Below are 19,305 nucleotides of genomic sequence, written 5' to 3' on the forward strand. Positions count from 1 at the left end.
TTGGCGCTCATCGCGCGGGAGGCGAAGGCGAGCACGGTAATGGCAGACAATGGGTCTTGAGATTTGATGGATGAGGAGCCGGAGCAAGTCGTCGGCGAGGGCTTCCGAGAGAAGGCGCGCGTCCAGCAGTCCGACCGCGGCGCCATTCAGAGGCCGGCGGCGCCAAGCTGTCCGCGCGCCGCGTCGATGGTTTCGAGCAAGGCGATGCTGTGCTCGAGCGGATGCAGCGGCGACTCCGTGAGGCCCTCGGCGATATGTCGTGCGACCGCGGCGGCCTGGTAGGCAAGGCCCTCGCTGCCGTGGATTCCGGAGGGATCGGTCCAGCGCAGCCGCTGGTCCGACCTCGCGGCCCTCACCGTGAAGCCGCTGGGAGCGAAGAAGCGCGAATCGAGCTGGAGGCGCGCATGCGTGCCCGCGATGACGGCCTCTTGGGGCGTTTCGGCGAACAGGGTGGTGTGCAGCAGCGCCTGGGCACCCGTGGGGTAGGTGAGGACGAGCGCCGCCTGCCCGTCCACACCCGTCGGGGCGAGCGAGCCCGTGGCGTGCACCCGCGGGGGCGGGCCGAGCACGAAGTGCGCGAGCCAGATGGGATAGATGCCGATGTCGAGCAGCGCGCCGCCGCCGAGCGAGGGGTTGAAGACGCGGCCTTCAGGATCGAAGTCAAAGCGGCCACCGAAGTCCGCCATGACGAGCCGGATGTCTCCGAGCACGCCATCGCGCAGCAGTCGTTCAATGAGAAGGGTCTGGGGGAGGAAGCGCGACCACAGGGCCTCCATGGCGAAGACGCCTGCGGCGCGAGCCGCCCGCGCGATGTCCCGGGCCTCGGCGGCATCGAGCGCGAGGGGCTTCTCCACGAGGACGTGCTTGCCGGCGCCGATGGCGAGCAAGGCCTGTCGCTTGTGCTCGCTGTGGGGAGACGCCACGTAGACGATGTCGACGTGAGGATCGGCGACGAGCTGCTCGTAGGACTCGTGGACGCGAGGAATGCCATGGGTCGCGGCGAAGCGCTGGGCGCGCTCGGGAGCACGCGAGGCGACCGCGTGGACGCGCTGGTCCGTGTGCTGATGCAGGGCCCAGACGAAGCCCCCCGCGATCCTCCCGGGTGCCAGCACGCCCCACCGCAGCGCGGGACCTCCGCGCAAGGGAATGGCTTCGGCTGGGGGGAGGGTGGTCGGGAAGGGGCTCACGGACTCGAATCTATCCGCTGGGCCTCACGGGATGCGTGAGCTCCTCCCCAAACCAGCCCCTTTCCGGCTCAGCGCAGGTGCGTGAACACACAGGGGGACGCTGGCAGCTCCAGTTGGGGCGAGGGCAGCAGGCACGTCACCTTCGCGCCTCCCGGGAAAGGCACCCAGCCCGAGCGCCACATCAGCGAAGCCGGGATGCAGGGGCTCCGCAGCATCGCGGCGCAGCTCGCACCCCGGCGCTCCATGTCCTGCATCGCCACCTGCAGCAGCCGCCGCCGGTCGTCATGGGACACGGAGTCCGCGAAGGCCATCAGGTCCACGACCTCCGCGGTCATGGTCTCTCGGCCCGTCATCCGCATCGGGTAGCTGTTGACGAAGCCCTGGACCTCGCCCGCCTGCTCCAGCACGAACGTGTGCGGCACGTCCCGGTACTGGAGCTGGTGCGCCAGCCGCTGCGCCGTGTACGTGTAGCCCAGGGTCACGGGCGCCATCATCCGCTGGAGCAACGCCATGCACCGGGGCAGGTCCGAGGGCCGGTAGGGTCGGATGTCCTGTCCGCTCGCCTGCCGGAAGCGGTGTCGGAGGAACGGCCGGGCCATGGTGAACAGGGCGCGTTCCGAGGCATTCATCGACCAGCGGGCCAGCGCCTGGGCGTCGAAGACGTGCACCCAGAGCCCCATCCCGCCGAGGATGCGCGCGTGCTCGGTCTGCTTCCAGAAGCCCGGCCCGTCCGTCCCCGCCGCCACGCAGCCCAGGGTCAGCATCGCGCCCCGATCGCGGTGGCGCCGGAACAGCTCCTCCGCCAGCTTTCCACCAATGCCCTGTCCGCGGTGCGACGGGGCCACGCTGGCCCAGCTCCCGTAGGTGCCATCCACCTCCCGCGTGCCAACGCGGAGCCTCGCGGGCTCGGCGAACAACGTGCCCACCAGCCGGCCGCCGTCGTACGCCGCCACCAGATAGTCGCGGGGGGCCTGGCCCTCGCGGAAGAGCAGCCAGTCGAAGAAGCGCGCGTCCCACACGGCCAGGGGCAGCTTCTTGCCGTAGCGGTCCTGCCAGACGCCGTTGATGAAGTGGGAGGCCTCTTCGGCGTCGCCCTCGAAGGTGCGCAGCTCAACCATGGAGTTGGTTCCTCATCGGGAGCTCGTGGGGATGCGCGGGGTGCGTGCCAAACAGGTGCGTGAAGAGCGCGCGGGTCGACGGGACGAGCGCGTCCCAATCCGGAACGTGGATGCGCTCCGGGCTGACCAGCACCTTGGCGTAGATCGCCTCGTAGACGCGCTTGACGGTCCCGGGAGCAATGGCATCCATGTCGAAGGCTGGAACAATGCCTACCAGCTTGAAGCCACGGCGTTCGGCGTTGAGCTGGGCCTGGGCGACCTTCAGCGTGGAGTAGTAGAGCGCCACCTCCGCGCCGATGCTCCGGCCCACCACTTCCAGGAGGCTGACCCCGAACTGGCCGATCCCCATCCCTCGACGGGACGGCTCCACCACGCCCATGGGCGCGGAGATCTGCAGCCCCCGCGCGTTCTTCTCGAGCGTGAGCAGCCCGATGATGTCGTGCTGCTCCCGGGTGCGGCACAGCACCGCGCACAGCGGCCGGTCCGGAGACTCGCCGCGCAGGAAGAACTCCCGCTCGTAGAACGAGGGCTCCAGGTGCCGGCTCTCCGTGCCGACCTGGATGTCCGGATACCAGCCGCGCAAGAGCCCGGTCACGAGGGGGATGTCCTCTCTCGACAACTGTTCGAGGGAATGCCCCCCAGGCGCTTCGTGCTCGCCCAACATCTCTCGCAGATCCCGCCACTGCATGCTGTTCATGGTGGAAGATTTAATTTGGATGTGATTGGGCGGTAGTTGTCCTCTGGGACAGGCGCTCTGGATTGTCACTGTTGAGGCAATCCCAGACGTCCACCGTGATGTTCCCCACAGCCGACATGCCCCGGGCGCGTCCGGCGTCCGAGCCGGGCCTGGATTGGTGATTTGAAACACCCGCGCCCGGGGGGCGGGAGGCGGTTTCGGGGATGTCGCAATGCGGCATCCACCTGGGGTTCTCGGCTTCTCACGCCCTTGGAGCGGAGCACGCAACAAACAACGCCCTCCTGCGACAATGTAGGCACCTCCCTCGCTGCTCCTCTCGTTTCCCCCATCCGAGGTCCGCCCATGGCCCAGATCACGCGTCCTTCCAGCCTCACCTCGCCGCCCCAGACGCGGGTCGCTCCAGAGGCCTCCCTCCGGCCCAATGCAGCGCAGGGCCCCAAGGCCCTGGTGGTGAGCGACGGCTTCACGGCGGACGCTCCGGCGGGGGCGCAGCGGGGCCCTGAGCTTTCGCAGGTGAACAGCCTGCGCCTGCCCATCCCCTGGCCGGGGAGGGGGGAGGCGGACAAGATCGGCTGGATCCAGAAGGCGTATCCGCCGGCCAGGGACGCCACGCCGGAGTTCCAGAAGCTGAACCAGGCGGTGCGCGCGGGCCAGAACGTGCTGCCTCCCGAGGCCAAGGACTGCGTGTTCCTGGCGGTGGGCGGCCTGTTGTCGGAGGCGGCGCCCAAGGAGCTGTACTTCGACAAGAACCTGGACGCGCTCAAGGCCCAGGGGCTGCAGGTGGGCCGGGTGCCCGTGGACACGGACATGGGCGTGGAGCACAACGCGGCCATCGTCCGTCAGGCGGTGCTCGAGGCCGCCAAGAACGGCAAGCAGGTGGTGCTGATGGGCCACAGCAAGGGCGGCCTGGACTCCGCGGCGGCCCTGGCGATGTACCCGGAGCTCAAGGACCACGTGCGCGCCCTGGTCACCATCCAGTCGCCGTACGGCGGCTCCCCCATGGCGCAGGACCTGCTGGACAACCCGCTGGTGCGCTACGGGGTGGGCGGCGCCATCGAGGCGCTGGGGGGCAGCATCCAGGCCGGCGAGGACCTGACGTACGACTCGCGCAAGAAGTTCCTGGCGGAGCACCCGATGCCCGCGGGCATCCCCGCGGTGTGCATGGCCTCCACCACCGCCAACCCCACCTCGCCGCTGTTCGCCGCCGAGGAGTACATGCAGCAGCGCTACGGCGTGAAGTCAGACGGCCTGGTGCTGCCGCAGGACGCGTTCATCCCTGGCTCCAAGTCGGTGACCCTGCAAGGGCTGGATCACCTCGATTCGACCGGGACGACGCTCAACCCCTTCAAGCCCTACCACCCCGAGGACCTGACCCTCTCGCTGGTGGCGATGGCGTTGAACATGCCCAAGGGCGGCTGAGCGACAAGGCGTGGCCCGGCTCCGGCCGAAAAAACAGGCCCAGCAACCCGGTGGGGTTGCTGGGCCTTCGCGCGCGGAGGTCCCGGCTGTCCTCGTCCGTGAGGGCTACCGGACGATGTTCAACGCGGTGTCGTCGAGGAAGAAGCTCGTCTGCAGGGACGAGTCCTCCGTGCCGTTGAAGTAGAGGCGGATGGTCTGGCCCTTGTACGCGGCCAGGTCGAACGTCCGCTGCACGTAGGTCGTGCCCTTGTCCAGGTTGCTGTACGTGGCCAGCGTGGCGAGCACCGTACCCGCGCTGTTGCGGATCTGGACGGCCAGCTTGTCGTAGGCCGTCGTGGTCGTCGTCTCCGCCGTGGTGATGCGCGCCCAGAAGCTGAGCGTGGCGCTGCACGCCGTGGAAGGGATGGTGACGTCCTGGTAGGCGAACTCCGTGCTCGTGCTGCCGTAGCCGTTCATCCAGGCCTTGTAGGTGCCCGTGCGCGGCGCGCTGCCCGACGTGGTGCCGTCGATGACGCCCGACGAGGTGGTCCAGCCCGTGTTGCCGCTCTCGAAGCCCGGGTTGAGCAGGAGCTGCTCGTTGATGGAGCAGGAGCCCGTGCCGTTGTTCACCGTCACCGACACCGTGGCCGACGTGCCGACGTTGTTCGCCGCGTCATACGCCTTGGTGGTCAGCGAGTAGGTGCCGTTGGCCACCGTCGTCGTGTTCCAGGAGATGCTGTACGGCGAGGCCGTCGCCGTGCCCAGCAGCGCGGTGCCCGCGTAGAACTCCACGCGCGACACGCCCACGTTGTCGGTGGCGCTGGCGCTCAGGCTCGCGGTGCCGCTCAGCGTGGCGCCGCCCGCGGGAGAGGTGATGGACGTCGTGGGCGGGGTGGTGTCACCGCCGCCGCCGCCGGTGATGAAGAGCGTGTAGAGCAGCTTGTTGGGCGAGCCGGTCCCCGGGCTGGTGACCTTGTTCGGCGTGGCGTTGTTCACCAGCGCGTCGCGCACCTGCGCGGGCGTCGCGGTGGGGTTGGCGCTCAGGTAGAGCGCCGCGGCGCCGGCCACGTGCGGCGAGGCCATGGACGTGCCGCTCATCGAGGTGCTGGAGCTGTTGCCGGAGTTCGAGGCCGAGGTGATGCTCGAGCCCGGCGCGAAGATGTCCACGCACGTCCCGTAGTTGGAGAACGACGAGCGGGCGTCGGTGCTGGTGGTGGAGCCCACGGTGATGGCGTTGGGCGCACGGGCCGGCGAGTAGTTGCACGCGTTGGCGCTGTCGTTGCCGGCGGCGACCACCGTGGTGACGCCCGCGGCGATCAACCGCTCCGTCGCATCGTCGATGGCCTGGATGCCGACATCGCCCAGGCTCATGTTGGCGACCGCGGGCTTGATGTGGTTGGCCGCCACCCAGTCGATACCGCCGATGACCTGCGCGTCGTTTCCATAGCCCGTGCAGTCGAGCACCCGCACGCCGTGGAGGGTGACCTTCTTCGCCACGCCCCAGGTCGTGCCGCCCACCGTGCCAGACACATGCGTGCCATGGCCGTGGCAGTCCGTGGGGTCGCTGTCGTTGTCGATGAAGTCGTAGCCGTTGCCGGTGCGGCCGGTGAACTCGGTGTGGGTCAGCCGGATGCCGGTGTCGATGATGTACGCATGCACGCCGGTGCCGTCGACGTTGTAGGTGTAGGAGCTGTCGCGCGGCAGGTCCCGCTGGTCGATGCGGTCAATGCCCCAGGTCGCGTTGGTCTGCGTCGCCGACACGTGGATGAGGCCGTTCTCCTGCACATACGCCACGCGAGGGTCGGACAGGAGCCGGCGGGCCTCGGCCTCGCTCATGTTCGCCAGGAAACCGTGGATGGAGTGCTCGTAGGTCCGCAGCACCTTGCCACCGGCGAGGGACACCATGTCCTGGGCGATGTTCGCCGCCCCCTGCTGCCGGACCTCCGGCGTGGAGTCACGCAGGACGACGATGTACTCGCCAGGGATGGCCCGGTCGCGGCGGAGCAGCTGCGCCGAGTGACCGAACTGCTCGCTGTCGGACTCCTGGGCCTCTGGCATCGGGCCGCATGCCGCGGCCAGCAGGGAGATGACGCTCACCGCCTGGGTCAGTTTCAGTTTCATTCGGCCTCTCGGGGACGTGCGGGCACCGGGTCGGAAGCCCTCGCACAGGCAGTAAAATTAGCTATTCTTGATAAAGCGGTCAACGCGGTATTTCTGGGCATGTGGGTCCGCGAACGTTGACACCGCCCTTCCTGTGGGGCCGGGCTCGAACTCGGGTCACCAGCGGCGAAAGAACGTGTGAGGGCGGTGAGACACCGCCTCGTTTCGCTACCGGGAGAGGACCCATGACGTGCAGGCACTGGCGCTGGCGTGTCGCCACCACCCAGCGGGAGATGGATGACGCGGCCCGCATCCGCTGGGCTGTCTTCGGCGGAGAGTTGGGATTGCTGTCGGGGCGGGGGGCGCCGTCGAGGCGGGAGGTGACGTGCTTCGACACGCTCGACACCACGCTGCACCTGCTCGTCTATGCGGGCACCGAGCCCGTGGCGACCTTGCGGTTGTCGTTGCCCAACCCCGAGCTGGCGGCGAGCCTGGGCGGGAGGATGGGCCTTGAGCTGGAGCAGCGGGTGGACCTCTCGGGGTTGCCCGGGCCGGAGCGGGTGTTCGCGGAGCCCTCTCGCTTCTGCGTGCTGGAGCGGTGGCGGCGCTCGGAGGCCATCACGTGGTTGCAGGCCGGCATGTACGCGGAGAGCCGGCGGCGCGGGGTGACGCACTGGATTGGGTCCGCGAACCTGGAGACGGACTCGCGCGAGGACGCGCTGCTGTCGTGGCAGGTCGCGGCTCACCGGGGATGGCTGAGTCCGCGCTGGCGGGTGGAGGTCCCCGACCCGTGGCTGGCCCCGGCGCATCCTCGCAGCCCCTTCTACACGCCGGAGGAGTGGGCGAGGGCGGAGCAGGGGATGTTGGACGGGCTGCGGCTGCCCAAGGCGCCGCTGCTCTTCGCCAGGAAGCTGGGCGCGCGCTTCATCGCGGAGCCGCTCTACGACGCGTACTTTCAGTGGTTCACGCTGCCGCTCATCATCGCGCTCGATGAGATTCCGGCTGACACCCTGGCGCTCTTCCACGCGCTGGACCGCGGCGTGAGCCCCGCCGGCTAGGCCCGGGGCGGCTCTTCCTTTCCTTCCATCTTCAACACGCAGCAGTCGGGAGCCCCACGGCCCCGGACGGGAGACGTACGTGCAATCACAGACGGATTATCAGGCGGGGACTCAGTGGGTGGCGGCGCTGGATGAGGAGGCGCGAAGGCTGGTGGCGGCGGTGGATGCGCAGCCTGACGCCAGCCGCCTCCTCGACGGCACTCTCGATGATGTGGGCTACATCCATTACCTCACCCAGACGTATCACTATGCCCGCTGGAGCACGCCGCTCCTCGGGGAGGCGGGGCATCGGCTCAAGCGGTTGGGCCGGAACCCGGAGCTGGCGGAGTTGTTGATCCAGAAGTCGGAGGAGGAGCGGGGGCACGAGCGGTGGTTGCTGTCGGACTTGAAGAACCTGGGGTGCTCGGAGGGGCAGGTGGAGGCAACGGCGCGGAGCCCGGCGGTGGATGCCTATACGGGGTGGAACTTCTTCACGTCGCGCTCGGGCGTGCCGACGGCGGTGCTGGGGACCGCGTTCGTGCTGGAGTACCTGTCGCAGACGCGAGCCGGGGTGTGGGCCGAGCGGCTGCAGGCGGTGTCTTCCATTCCCAACATCCACAAGTCGGTGACGTTCCTGCGCAGCCATGGGGCGCTGGACGGAGACCATGTGGCGGAGATGGTGGAGATCCTGGGGCGGCTGACGGACCGGGAGGATCAGGCGGCGATCCTCCTCTCGGCCCGGGCCACCCGGAGCATCTACCCGGGCATCTTCCGTGAGGGCGGTGTCACCCTCGCGAGGTAGGGGGCTGCACGCAAGCAGGGTGCTCCCCTGTGGGAACACGGGGGAACTCCTGTTCCTCAGACGGGCTTGTTGAGGCGCGCGGCCTGATAGAGGAGGTCCGCGCGGCTGTCGATGCACAGCCTGTCGCGGATGTTTTTCCAGTGGGTGTCTACGGTCAGGATCGAGATTCGGAGTTCATCGGCGATCTGCTGAATGGGCCAGTTGCGGAGCAGATACATCGCGACGGTGATCTGGCGGCGGGTGAGCTTGCGCCTCATCTCCGTGGGAAGCGGGATGGAGGTGGGAATCTCGTTCAGCAGGAGGGCCCATCGCCGGGGGCCCTCGGAGGCGGGCAGCTCGATGAATCGAACCCGGCGGTAGCCATCGTCACGGAGGGACACCCAGACGTCCTTTTCGACCCGCGAATCCGGGTTCATGCGAACCAGGGCGTCCAACTGCTCCTTGAGTGGGAGGGGGAGTCCGGAGGAGTGGAGTTCAGAGGGGGCGAACCACCGCTCCAGGAGGACAGCGGCGTGCCGAGAGCGCATGACCTCCCGGTGGGGAAGCTCCACGACGAGGAACGCGGTGTCGGGGTTGCGGTAGTGCTCTTCGAGGAGGTGGCCGCCAGTGGTGAACGCCTGGACGTCATTGCAGTTGCGCAGCGTATTCACCAGGTGCGGGTTGAGGCTGGAGAGGGCGGCGGCGCACTGCGCGGAGAAGGGGCGCCGCTGGGTCCGGTAGAGTGCGACGGCACAGAGGAAGTCGGGGCGGATGGGGAGGAGGACGGCCATGACGTGCTCCAGGCCTAGATCCAGCTCCCGGCTGCGCTGGTAGAGGAGGTTCTGTTCATACTCCTCGCGGGAGAGCATCTCCGGATCGCGGAGGACCACACCCGGCTGGGCGAAGATGGGGGCCCGGACGAAGTCATGGCCAGCCAAGCCGAGATACTCATCGAGGACACGCAGTCGGTGGCCCGGGACATGCCATCGGAAGTCGAGTGAAGGCGTGGTGCGCATGAGGCACAAAGCCACGGAGTCAGCCTGTGCGAACTCAAGGAGGGGCGCTCGAGCGGCTTCAAGGACCTGGGTGAGGTCCAGCGAGCCATTGAGGGTCGAAATCACCCTGTCCCGAAGCATGAGCTCTTGGGTATCGAAAGTCATGAGGTTGGACATCCGCCCATCTTTAGGCGCGGACTGAAAACCTGTCCCTCACTCCCAAGGGGTATTGCGCGAAGGCGGCGAGCGTGATCCTCCTCATCCAAAAGGACCGCCCAACAAGACATTGGAGAACTGGACAAGAGGGGAGCGGGGATCGCCCTCGTTGTCAGGATCGCCCGACACCAGCTTGTTGCGGACCTTGAACTGCCAGGAGCCGGGCGTCGGCGAGGGGGTCGTGTTCGGCGGGCCGTAGCACTGTGAGGACGGGGGAGTGCCAGTGTCCCCGTCGGAGGCCGAGAAGAAGGCGATCCGCTTCCATGCCAGCACCTGGGGACGGTAGGCCAGGAGCTCGTCCACCGATCCGCAGATGGCATGTGCCACCGGTGCCGACTCCATGCCCACCTTGAGGCTGTTCAGGGTGAATTGGATGAGTGCGGTGTTCGTCGTGAAGCCCAGGTGCACGATGTATGAGGTGCCATTGAAGGACACCACCGCGTAATGCTGCGGGGTGCTGCCGCCCATCGCGACGATGTCTTGGGCCCGCCGAACCGCCAACTGGAAGCGCGTGAGACCGCTGGTCGTCGGGAGCGCCATGGACGCGCTTCGGTCCAGGAGAAGGACGGTGTGATCCTCGTATCTCTGCGCCGATGCGGTTCCTGGGCGCGCGATGACGAACGTTGCGAACACCAGGAGCAGACGCAGCATCACCTTGCCTGTCATCACGGATGATCTCCTCTCTTCAACGGAGCGACGTCGCGAGCGTGACCCGTGCCTCGGGAAATGACCGTCACGCGGTTTCATGGGAAATGATGGCGCGATCGGTTCAAACTGGAAATAGCGGAAAATCCATATGGGCCGCTACTCTCGGGCGACAAAGCCATCCAGACCGACAGCTCCGGTCCATCCCGGAGCCTCCGTCCCCACGTCGGGTCGGCGCGGTGGAGCCCCTCCCAACGGGCTGGAGCCTCTCACTCGACAACTTCCATGACGCTCGCCGCCAGCCGCTGGCTCCGGTGGCTCCTCCTCAGCGGTGCTGGACGACGAGCCGCGCCTCGTCCCAGACGAGTCCATGGGCGCGCAGGGTCTCCTCCAGATTTCCTCCCGAGGGCGGCGGGTGCACCAGGCTGTCGAAGTGGAGAAGACGGATGGTCCGGTCGGACGCCGCCGAAGCCAGGACGGACATGTCGGGTGAGAAGGCCACCGCCGAAAGGAAACCCTGCTGGCCCCGGACCCGCCCAATCAGGTCCCCGCCAGGCAGGCTCCAGACCTTCACCCGCATGTCCATTCCCCCCGAGGCCAGGAACCCGCCATCGGGTGACACACCCAGCGACAGCACGCCCACGGAGCCCTCGTCCATGCTCCTCAGCAGGCGACCGTCCTCGGCATCCCAGAGTCGGATGGGTTGGTTCATGCCCGCCGTCACCAGATGGTTGTCGCCGGGCGTGAAGGCCAACGCCCGGACGCGGTCGCCGACGTCCAGTTGGCGCAGGGGCTGGCGCCGCCCCAGGTCCCAGAGCCGCACGAGCTTGTCCGAGCCTCCGGAGGCCAGCCGGGTCCCCGCCGCGTTGATGGCCAGGGCCCAGACCTTCCCCGTGTGCCCCGCCAGCTGCCCGAGCGGCACGCCGTCTGGCACCGACCACAGGTAGACGTCCCGGTCGCCACCCGCGGCCAGGACCTTCCCGTCCGGGCTGAAGACAAGCCCGCGCACCGAGCCCTTCACGTCGGACAGCTCGCGCACCTGTTGGCCCGTGGCGGCTTCAAGCAGACGCACCTTCCCTTTCAATGTGCCTGCCGCGATGAACCGCCGGTCGGGGCTCGCCGCGAGCGACACGACCGCCTCCGTGCTCTCCGTCCGAGCCACGGGAGCACTCGTGTCCCCCAGGCACCAGCGGCGCATGCCGTCCTCCGCCCCGGTGACGAGCTCCTGCTCCTCGGAGAAGGCCAGCGCCTCCACCCAGGCCTCGTGTCCTCGGAGCAGCACCTCGGCGGGCGCGGAGGGCCGGGCCCAGACCTGCAGGGAGCCATCCATCCCTCCGGACGCGAAGGTGCGCCCATCCGGCGACAGGGCGATGCACATCACGAAGGCGTGGTGGGCATCCAGGCGCTCCAGGAGCTCGCCGCTGTGTGCATCGAAGAGCTGCACGCGCCCATCCCAACCCGCCTGGGCCACGAGCTGGAACCGGGGATCGATGGACGTGGCCGAGATGTCCGCCGGAATCTTCAAGACGTCGACGAGCTGCCCGGAGCGGGGATTCCAGAAGCGGATGGAGTGGTCCGCGGCCGCCGTCATCGCGAGGTTCCCATCCGAGGAGAAGGCGGTCGACTCCACCTTCTCTTCATGCCCGGTGAGGCGGTGGAGTTCCCTGCGGGCCTCCAGGTCCCAGACGCGGGCGGTCTTGTCCATGCTCGTCGACAACAGCCACCGGCCATCCGCCGAGAAGGCCACGGCGATCGCATACGCGTCGTGCTCGAAGCGCAGCCGCTCCGTGCCGGACTGCACGTCCCAGACGCGCACGGTGTTGTCCACGCCGCACGAGGCGAGCTGCTTCCCACTGGGAGAGAACGCCAGGCCCCGCACGACGTCCGTGTGGCCCTGGAGCACGGCCACACGGCGGCCCTGGCGCACATCCCAGACGCGGATCTCTCCCGGCCGGCCGGCGGAGGCCAGCAGCGCCCCGTCCGGGGAGAACGCGACGGCGTGCACCTCCGCCGGATGCTCCTTGAACGCCGCCACCGGTTCGCCGTTGCCCACGTTCCAGATGCGGACGACGGAGTCGAAGCCGGCGGAGGCCAGGAGCTTTCCGTCTGGCGAGAAGGCCACCGCGAGCACGGAACCCTCGAACTTCTTCGTCCATCGCTGGCGGGAGGCGCGGTCCGTCGCCCAGCCCTGTCCCCAGCGTGCAACGGCGGAGTCCTGCGACGCGCGCGCCACTGCGAAGTAGCCCGCGGCCAGCCCCCACTGCCGCGATTCGATGGCGGCATCCCCCTTCGCCAGGTACACGCGCGAGCGGAGCTCCTGCTCGAGCGAGGACGGCCGGAGTGCGTCGGACTCACGCTGGGCGGGGTGGGTCGCACAGGCGGCGAACAGCAACGCCAAGATCGGCAGACGCTTACAGAGTCCGTTCATGTCAGGGCCCCATCGAACGACTCGGAAACGAAGTGGAAGAAGAGAGAGATGCACGACTTGTCTGGCGCCAGGGTGTTGCGCCAGTGCGCGATCTCCCGCCCCTTGTAGAGAAACGCATCCCCAATCCCAAAGACGCACCCCCAGGCGATCCTTCCCCGCGCGAGAGAGCCAGAGTCGCCAGACGCACTTTCCCGCCGGGAATGGTCGAAAGTCCACCAGGAGCGAGAGGGTGAACTCGCACTGCGGCCGGTCCACGTGCCAGCGCAGTACCTCGCCCGGCATGTGCTCCGCGACGTGGCAATAGGAGGGCTTCACCTGTCGGCCGAACCGCGCGGAGACGAACGGTGAGAGCTGCCGGTGCAGGAACACAGACATCGCCTCGGTGGAGAGGACGTCGCGCAAGGGCACCAGGACATCGTCTGCCGTGCCGCGGATGCGCGCAGGGGCGACATGCCCGCTGTCCACTCATGTTCAGCGGACACGAGCGTGGCCCGTGCTCCGTGCGCCGTTGCAACGACAGCGGGAGCGGGGGCCAGACTGCTCAAGCGCTCCGCGACGCGATGAGCGCGAGGTTTCGCGGAGACAGGCGCGGATCGAAGAGCTGGAGGAGCTCGACCTGGAAGCCCAGCTCCTCCAGGAGGAGCGCGCGATCGAGGATGAGCACGACCTCCAACGCCCTCGCGAAGCGGTCCCTCAGCAGATGGCAGAGCAAGAGATCCCGCGTCTCGGCGCGAACGGACACCTCGAAGGCATCCAGCTCGGCGGCCGTCATGCCGGAATCAAGGCCGAGGCGCTCCATGCGGTCGAGCGCGTAGACGGAGAAAGGGCCGGCATAGAGCGCCCGGGGTGCGTCTCCCGCCCTCACGAAGCCGTGCTCGGGAAAGCACCGCCTTGATAAGAGATCGAACGCGAACCGCCACGCGTACACCCGCTTCATCCGCGCGAACTCCTCCTCGGTCTTGTGCTGCCGTCCCCGAGTCGTCAGCGCCAGGGCATGCGAGGTGAAGGGCAGCGGATTCACGCCCCCGAGGCGGGAGACGGGGTAGTCCCGCGGGGCCTCCAGCTTGTCGTAGCAGCAGCCGATGTTCAGGACGAAGCCCGCGTCCTGGCTCTTGCGGAGCTGCGTGAGGGCGAGCGGCCCGCAGGTATGCAGGCCGATGGAGGCCCGGTCCTGGCCGGAGAAGAGCGGATCGATCCGCGGTTGGAGTCCGTCCTCGACGGAGGCCTGGATGAAACACAGGGTGTCCCTGCCTGGGGGAGGGTTTCTCGTCAGCCACCGCCGGCCCTTGTCCTGCAGCGCGGCGTCCCGGTCGATGCTGTGGAAGGTCCACCCGAACGTCCGCGTACAGAGGCGGGCGAGATGTCCCATGCCGCCGCCGATATCGACCGCCTGGTGGATGAAGCGGGCTCTCGGCGCGAGCAGGGCGAGCACCCGCTCCAGCTCGTGGGTCTTCTTGACGCTGAGTCCCTGCGTCTCCGCGACCGTCAGCGCGTGAATGCCCTCGTGCCAGGGCAGCGCTGTCAGTTCTTGAAGCGCTCCAAGCAGGCGCGGTTGGCCGACCCCAACACTCCCCATGCGCTTGGAGACCTGAGGTTCGTCAGCCCTTGCGATGTGAAGCCGAGGCTGGCGTCCTGATAGGATATCCAGGAGGATCTGGCTCGCGCCAACTGGGAGCATTCGCGCCACCTCGATCAACTCCACGGACCTGGGTGAGGAAGTCATGCTGCCGCGCCACTCTTGAGTCCGTCATGGAACTCGCGCATGTACGACAGCCAGCAGCCCTTTAGGGAACTCCACCAATCCCTCCTTGAGTATGAGGGAACGCGCGTCTCAGACGAGGTGCTCGGCCCATGGCTCGCGCGGAACGGAGCGGAGCGCGTATGGCTCCGAGAGCTCGCGACCCGCCCGGGCAAGCCCTGGCCCGCCATGAGCAGCGAGGACCTCTGCCGCCTCTATGCGGTGTCGCGAGTCAACGACGTTCTGCTCCTGCATTTTCAGCCTCTCCGGCGTGGCGACTGGCACGGGCACGACCTCCAGCTCGCGGAGTACATCTCATTCCTGGAGACGCTCGGCTTCGTCCGCGTCGAGCACGGGAGCTTCCACCCGTTCTTCCATGAGATCGTTTCGGTGTTGGCCTCCGAGCCGCCAGTGAACGGAGTCGCTCTCGTGGAATCGTGGTGGCCCTGTTTCATGCTCGGCGAGCTGATGTTCTCGCGTGCCGGAGTGACGGTCCGGGCAGGCGCGAGGGAGCTCGTACCTGCCATCGCCGAGAACTCAACCCTCTACTGGGCGCATCGGAGATCCAACCGCCCCACCACCGACCTGGCCGTCGGCTGGGGCAGCAATTCGGCATGGCGCACTGGGTTTCGACGAGACTACCGGCGCGGGGATACGGTCTGCTTCAATGTGGACGGACGTCGCGCGCCGCATTCCCCCCCGACCCCTGAAGATGCTTCGGGGCAGGGAGGCCTGACCCCCGAGGAACAGGTGGAGCTGCTTACCCACCGATGCTTCGTCCGGACACGGAAGGCAGACGACGACCGCTGGCCCTACGATGACACGCTGACGCTGTCCCTCTGACGTGCCCGAAGAAGACGGCGCCGAGACGACGTTCCCCCTAGCGGGAGCGGAGGCGGCGAACAGGGCGCCTCAAGCCGCGGCGAGGCAGGGGCCCCTGGGACGGCCCCCAGCGAGTGCAAGGTGGGCGCGACTGGCCCTGCGGGCCCGGCACGTGCTCAAGCGCTCCGCGACGCGATGAGCGCGAGGTTTCGCGGAGACAGGCGCGGATCGAAGAGCTGGAGGAGCTCGACCTGGAAGCCCAGCTCCTCCAGGAGGAGCGCGCGATCGAGGATGAGCACGACCTCCAACGCCCTCGCGAAGCGGTCCCTCAGCAGATGGCAGAGCAAGAGATCCCGCGTCTCGGCGCGAACGGACACCTCGAAGGCATCCAGCTCGGCGGCCGTCATGCCGGAATCAAGGCCGAGGCGCTCCATGCGGTCGAGTGCGTAGACGGAGAAAGGGCCGGCATAGAGTGCCCGGGGTGCGTCTCCCGCCCTCACGAAGCCGTGCTCGGGAAAGCACCGCCTTGATAAGAGCTCGAACGCGAACCGCCACGCGTACACCCGCTTCATCCGCGCGAACTCCTCCTCGGTCTTGTGATGCCGTCCCCGCGTCGTCAGCGCCAGGGCATGCGAGGTGAAGGGCAGCGGATGCGTTCCCCCGAAGCGGGAGACGGGGTAGTCCCGAGGGGCCTCCAGCTTGTCGTAGCAGCAGCCGATGTTCAGGATGAAGCCCGCGCCCTGGCTCTTGCGGAGCTGCGTGAGGGCGAGCGGCCCGCAGGTGTGCAGGCCAATCGAGGCCCGGTCCTTGCCGGAGAAGAGCGGATCGATCCGCGGTTGGAGTCCGTCCTCGACGGAGGCCTGGATGAAACACAGGGTGTCCCTGCCTGAGGGAGGGTTTCTCGTCAGCCACCGCCGGCCCTTGTCCTGCAGCGCGGCGTCCCGGTCGATGCTGTGGAAGGTCCACCCGAACGTCCGCGTACAGAGGCGGGCGAGATGTCCCATGCCGCCGCCGATATCGACCGCCTGGTGGATGAAGCGGGCTCTCGGCGCGAGCAGGGCGAGCACCCGCTCCAGTTCGTGGGTCTTCTTGACGCTGAGCCCCTGCGTCTCCGCGACCGTCAGCGCGTGAATGCCCTCGTGCCAGGGCAGCGCCGTCAGTTCTTGGAGCGCCCCCAGGAGCGCGGACAGGGACGGCGGCGGGACGCCCACGAGCACTCCCTGGTCCAGTTGTCGCTCGCCCGCTTCATCGAGCGACCGGGCATAGGCCAGCCAGTCCTTGGGATAGGCGGCGCCGGACCCGGGCCAGCCCTGGAGGATGGAGCGGGACCAGAGCGGGGACCAGGGCCGGAGTTCGTGCGTGAGCGCCTCGAGTCGCGCCTGGAAGTCCATGTCGTCACATCCTATGCGCCGCCGCTCCGCCGGTTGGTGCGGATAGGGCCCCGAGGAGGTCGTCACGATCCAGGTCTCCGCTTCCATCGGGATGGCGGCTCCAACGCGTATCGAGGTCCACACCCCCGCCGACAGGGTCAACCCGGCATGGCGCTTGATCCATACCTTCGCCCAACTCACCAACATGCTGCGGACGTTCAGCGATGGAGCACCTCCAGGTCACGGGGAGCGCTCAATGGCGGGAGTCCGGGGCGGGCAGGGGGGCCACGTCGCGGCGGAAGGTCCCGGGGGCGACGCCGATGCAGCGCTTGAACGCGCGGCTGAACGCGGCCTCGGACTGGTAGCCGAGGCGGCTCGCCACGTCCGCCAGTCCCGCATCCTCTTCGCGGAGCAGCGACGCGGCGACCTGCATGCGCCAGTGCACCAGGTACTGCATTGCGGGCATGCCGACGCGCTGGGTGAAGCGCGCGGCGAAGGCGGAGCGTGACATGGCGGCCTCCTTCGCCAGCGTGCCGAGCGTCCAGGCGCGCGCGGGGTCGCGGTGGATGAGCACGATGGCGCGGCCCACCTGCCGGTCCTGGAGCGCGCCGAGCCAGCCGGTGCGCGCCTCCGGGTCGTGCTCCAGCCAGGCGCGGATCGTCTGGATGACCAGGATGTCGGCCAGCCGGGTGACGACCGTCTCACCGCCGGGCCGGAGGGCCTCGGCCTCCGCCGCCATGAAGCGCAGCGTGCTGTGCAGCCACTCCGGGTTCGGCGCTTGGGACGCAGCGACGCGGATGATGCGCGGCAGCAGGCTGACGAAGTGGCGCGCGGTCGGATGGTCGAAGCGGACCGCGCCGCAGACCATCTTCGTCACCGCGCCCGTGCCGCCATGCCGCAGGATTTCATAGCGCTCGCTGACGGCCTCGCGCGGTAGCTCGAACAGCGGGGCGGCGGTGGTGCCGGGATCGCTCACCAGGCGGTGTCCGGTGCCCTGCGGCACGAGCGCGAGGTCTCCGGGTTGGAGCAGGACGCTGTCACGCCCCTCGACCTCCAGCCAGGCCTGACCCGCCGTGACGACGTGGAACATCAGGCACTGTGGCATCGCCGGCAGCGCGAGGCCCCAGGGGGCGGAGAACTCAGAGCTGCAATAGAACGCCCCGCTCATGCGCAGCAGGTGCAGCGCCTCTCCGAGCGGATCCACCGAGCGCCAGACGTCCCGTTCATCCATGCCTGGAACTCTGCGGGGCCGGGGCGCGCGGCGTCCAGCGAGCTGGACGTTCGGGCATGAATCCTGGACCTGCTGTCATTGAGAGGCCGCCGCGTCGCGCCGATATTGGACGGCATGCAAGACACGAGGAGGCCGCGGATGATTGCCGTGATGGGAGCGACGGGTCGTACTGGGAAGCGGGTGGTGGAGTCCTTGTTGCGCGCGGGGCAGGCGGTGCGCGCCATCGGACGTTCGGAGCAGTCGTTGGCGGCGCTGGCCCGCGCCGGAGCGGAGGTCCGGGTCGGGGACCCCGGTGACGCGGGCTTCCTGACGGAAGCCTTCCGGGGCGCGGACGCGGCCTACACGCTGCTGCCCTATGACGTGCGGGTGCCGGACTACCGCGCGCAGCAGGACCGGATGGGCGAGGCCGTCGTCGCCGCCATCCGGGAGGCGGGCCTCCGTCACGTGGTCGCGCTGAGCAGCGTGGGCGCGGATCAGGGCGTGGGCACGGGCCCCATTGACAGCCTGCATGCGCAGGAGAAGCGCCTGCGCGCGCTCGCGGGGGTGAACGTGCTGGTGCTGCGAGCGGGCTCGTTCTTCGAGAACTTCTTCGAAGTGCTGCCGGTCATCCGGCACCAGGGGCTCAACGCGGACGTCGTCGAGCCCGAGCGCGCCATTCCAATGATTGGAACGCGCGACATCGCCGACGCGGCCGTGGCGGCGCTGCGAGCCCTGGACTGGACGGGGTTCGTGGTGCGTGAGCTGCTGGGCCCTCGCGACCTCAGCTACGCGGAGGCCACCCGCATCCTCGGAGCGCGCATCGGGCAGCCGGCGCTGCCGTACGTGCAGCTCCCTCCAGAGGACATGGCGGGAGCGCTCGTCGTCGGCGGCTTCTCCGAGGACCTGGCGCGGCTCTACGTGGAGCTGGGCCAGGCCATCAACGCCGGCCGTGTCCGCTCCCTGGAAGGCCGCACGCCTGCGAACACGACACCCACCCGCTTCGAGGACTTCGCCGACGAGCTGGCCCGCGCCTACGCGGCGGCATAGGGCGGCCAGGGAGATTCCCGAGGAGGTGAGGGGAGTGGGCCCTCCTGGATTCGAACCAGGGACCAATCGGTTATGAGCCGACAGCTCTAACCGCTGAGCTAAGGGCCCTCAGGCCCGGGACTATCTCCCCGCGCGCGCTGGCCTTGCAAGCGCCGCCGCGCGTCAGTCCTTGCTGTCTTTCTTCACCACCCGGAACACCTGCCCGCTTTCCTTCACGGTGACGCCCTCCGCGCGCAGCCTGCGCGCCTGCTCATGGGCCACCGGGGGCGCCAGCGTCCCGTCGGAGCGGATGACGCGCCACCAGGGCACCTGCGTGGCCTGTCCTGGCAGGTGCTTCAGCTCCCGCCCCACGCCGCGGGCCGCGCCGGGTCGGCCCGCGTAGACGGCCACCTGCGCGTAGGAGCGCACCTCCCCCCGGGGAATGGAGCGCACCTGGCGCATCACGCTCTCGGAGAAGGGCAGGGGGGCTTCGGGCTTCTTCGGAGGCATGGGGACTCGGGTGGGAAACGAGGAAGG

16 protein-coding genes and 1 tRNA gene are annotated in these 19,305 nt (G+C 68.6%); 5 read left to right on the forward strand and 12 right to left on the reverse strand.

Going from position 1 to position 19,305, the window contains the following annotated elements; all coding sequences use genetic code 11:
- Positions 1-146 precede the first annotated feature (146 nt).
- From FOF48_RS29335 to FOF48_RS29345, 3 genes are all read right to left on the reverse strand, one after another.
- A complete protein-coding gene (locus FOF48_RS29335; RefSeq protein WP_186002112.1) occupies positions 147-1,187 on the reverse strand; it encodes a Gfo/Idh/MocA family protein in 1,041 nt (346 codons plus the stop codon).
- 68 nt (positions 1,188-1,255) lie between these two features.
- On the reverse strand, positions 1,256-2,305 hold the full coding sequence (locus FOF48_RS29340; RefSeq protein ID WP_143906955.1) for a GNAT family N-acetyltransferase: 1,050 nt from the start codon (positions 2,303-2,305) through the stop codon (positions 1,256-1,258).
- On the reverse strand, positions 2,298-2,900 hold the full coding sequence (locus FOF48_RS29345; RefSeq protein ID WP_255442806.1) for a hypothetical protein: 603 nt from the start codon (positions 2,898-2,900) through the stop codon (positions 2,298-2,300). The genes FOF48_RS29340 and FOF48_RS29345 overlap by 8 nt, the downstream gene beginning before the upstream one ends.
- 444 nt (positions 2,901-3,344) lie before the next feature.
- Between FOF48_RS29345 and FOF48_RS29350 the strand changes: the two genes are divergently transcribed.
- Positions 3,345-4,421 carry an alpha/beta fold hydrolase gene (locus FOF48_RS29350; protein ID WP_143906959.1) on the forward strand — a complete coding sequence of 359 codons (1,077 nt, stop codon included), beginning with the start codon at positions 3,345-3,347 and terminating at the stop codon, positions 4,419-4,421.
- A gap of 105 nt (positions 4,422-4,526) precedes the next feature.
- Here the strand turns inward: FOF48_RS29350 and FOF48_RS29355 are convergent, their stop codons facing one another.
- A complete protein-coding gene (locus FOF48_RS29355) occupies positions 4,527-6,521 on the reverse strand; it encodes a S8 family serine peptidase (protein ID WP_143906961.1) in 1,995 nt (664 codons plus the stop codon).
- 224 nt (positions 6,522-6,745) lie between these two features.
- Here FOF48_RS29355 and FOF48_RS29360 point away from each other — a divergent pair, with 224 nt between their 5' ends.
- Both FOF48_RS29360 and FOF48_RS29365 read left to right on the forward strand, forming a co-directional pair.
- Positions 6,746-7,558 (forward strand): GNAT family N-acyltransferase, encoded by an 813-nt coding sequence (locus FOF48_RS29360; protein WP_143906963.1) that lies wholly within the window; start codon positions 6,746-6,748, stop codon positions 7,556-7,558.
- Positions 7,559-7,637: 79 nt separating this feature from the next.
- Positions 7,638-8,339 (forward strand): iron-containing redox enzyme family protein, encoded by a 702-nt coding sequence (locus FOF48_RS29365; protein WP_143906965.1) that lies wholly within the window; start codon positions 7,638-7,640, stop codon positions 8,337-8,339.
- Between the two features lie 56 nt (positions 8,340-8,395).
- On the opposite strand, the gene FOF48_RS29370 is transcribed toward FOF48_RS29365, so the two are convergent.
- From FOF48_RS29370 to FOF48_RS29385, 4 genes are all read right to left on the reverse strand, one after another.
- Entirely contained in the window at positions 8,396-9,478 is a 1,083-nt protein-coding gene (locus FOF48_RS29370) for a LuxR C-terminal-related transcriptional regulator (RefSeq protein ID WP_255442807.1), read from the reverse strand.
- A gap of 93 nt (positions 9,479-9,571) precedes the next feature.
- The gene (locus FOF48_RS29375) at positions 9,572-10,195 is read right to left on the reverse strand and encodes a VWA domain-containing protein (protein WP_255442832.1); all 624 of its coding nucleotides are present in this window, start codon (positions 10,193-10,195) and stop codon (positions 9,572-9,574) included.
- Between the two features lie 304 nt (positions 10,196-10,499).
- Complete coding sequence (locus FOF48_RS29380) at positions 10,500-12,572, reverse strand: WD40 repeat domain-containing protein (RefSeq protein WP_255442808.1); 2,073 nt, start codon at positions 12,570-12,572, stop codon at positions 10,500-10,502.
- A gap of 571 nt (positions 12,573-13,143) precedes the next feature.
- Positions 13,144-14,178 carry a methyltransferase gene (locus FOF48_RS29385; RefSeq protein ID WP_255442809.1) on the reverse strand — a complete coding sequence of 345 codons (1,035 nt, stop codon included), beginning with the start codon at positions 14,176-14,178 and terminating at the stop codon, positions 13,144-13,146.
- 186 nt (positions 14,179-14,364) lie between these two features.
- Here FOF48_RS29385 and FOF48_RS29390 point away from each other — a divergent pair, with 186 nt between their 5' ends.
- Positions 14,365-15,183 (forward strand): hypothetical protein, encoded by an 819-nt coding sequence (locus FOF48_RS29390; RefSeq protein ID WP_143906973.1) that lies wholly within the window; start codon positions 14,365-14,367, stop codon positions 15,181-15,183.
- A 155-nt stretch (positions 15,184-15,338) separates the two neighbouring features.
- On the opposite strand, the gene FOF48_RS29395 is transcribed toward FOF48_RS29390, so the two are convergent.
- On the reverse strand, positions 15,339-16,553 hold the full coding sequence (locus tag FOF48_RS29395; RefSeq protein ID WP_143907091.1) for a methyltransferase: 1,215 nt from the start codon (positions 16,551-16,553) through the stop codon (positions 15,339-15,341).
- 232 nt (positions 16,554-16,785) lie between these two features.
- Positions 16,786-17,763 (reverse strand): AraC family transcriptional regulator, encoded by a 978-nt coding sequence (locus FOF48_RS29400; protein WP_143906975.1) that lies wholly within the window; start codon positions 17,761-17,763, stop codon positions 16,786-16,788.
- 138 nt (positions 17,764-17,901) lie between these two features.
- On the opposite strand from FOF48_RS29400, the gene FOF48_RS29405 reads away from it, so the two are divergent.
- Positions 17,902-18,789, forward strand: coding sequence for an NmrA family NAD(P)-binding protein (locus tag FOF48_RS29405; RefSeq protein ID WP_143906978.1), 888 nt, complete (start codon positions 17,902-17,904; stop codon positions 18,787-18,789).
- Between the two features lie 35 nt (positions 18,790-18,824).
- On the opposite strand, the gene FOF48_RS29410 is transcribed toward FOF48_RS29405, so the two are convergent.
- Together FOF48_RS29410 and FOF48_RS29415 are read right to left on the reverse strand one after the other, a co-directional pair.
- Positions 18,825-18,897: transfer RNA gene (locus FOF48_RS29410), tRNA-Ile, on the reverse strand.
- A 54-nt stretch (positions 18,898-18,951) separates the two neighbouring features.
- On the reverse strand, positions 18,952-19,278 hold the full coding sequence (locus tag FOF48_RS29415) for an MGMT family protein (protein WP_143906980.1): 327 nt from the start codon (positions 19,276-19,278) through the stop codon (positions 18,952-18,954).
- Positions 19,279-19,305: the final 27 nt, after the last annotated feature.

Source organism: Corallococcus sp. Z5C101001, assembly GCF_007352635.1.
GTDB classification, from domain to species: Bacteria; Myxococcota; Myxococcia; order Myxococcales; family Myxococcaceae; genus Corallococcus; species Corallococcus silvisoli.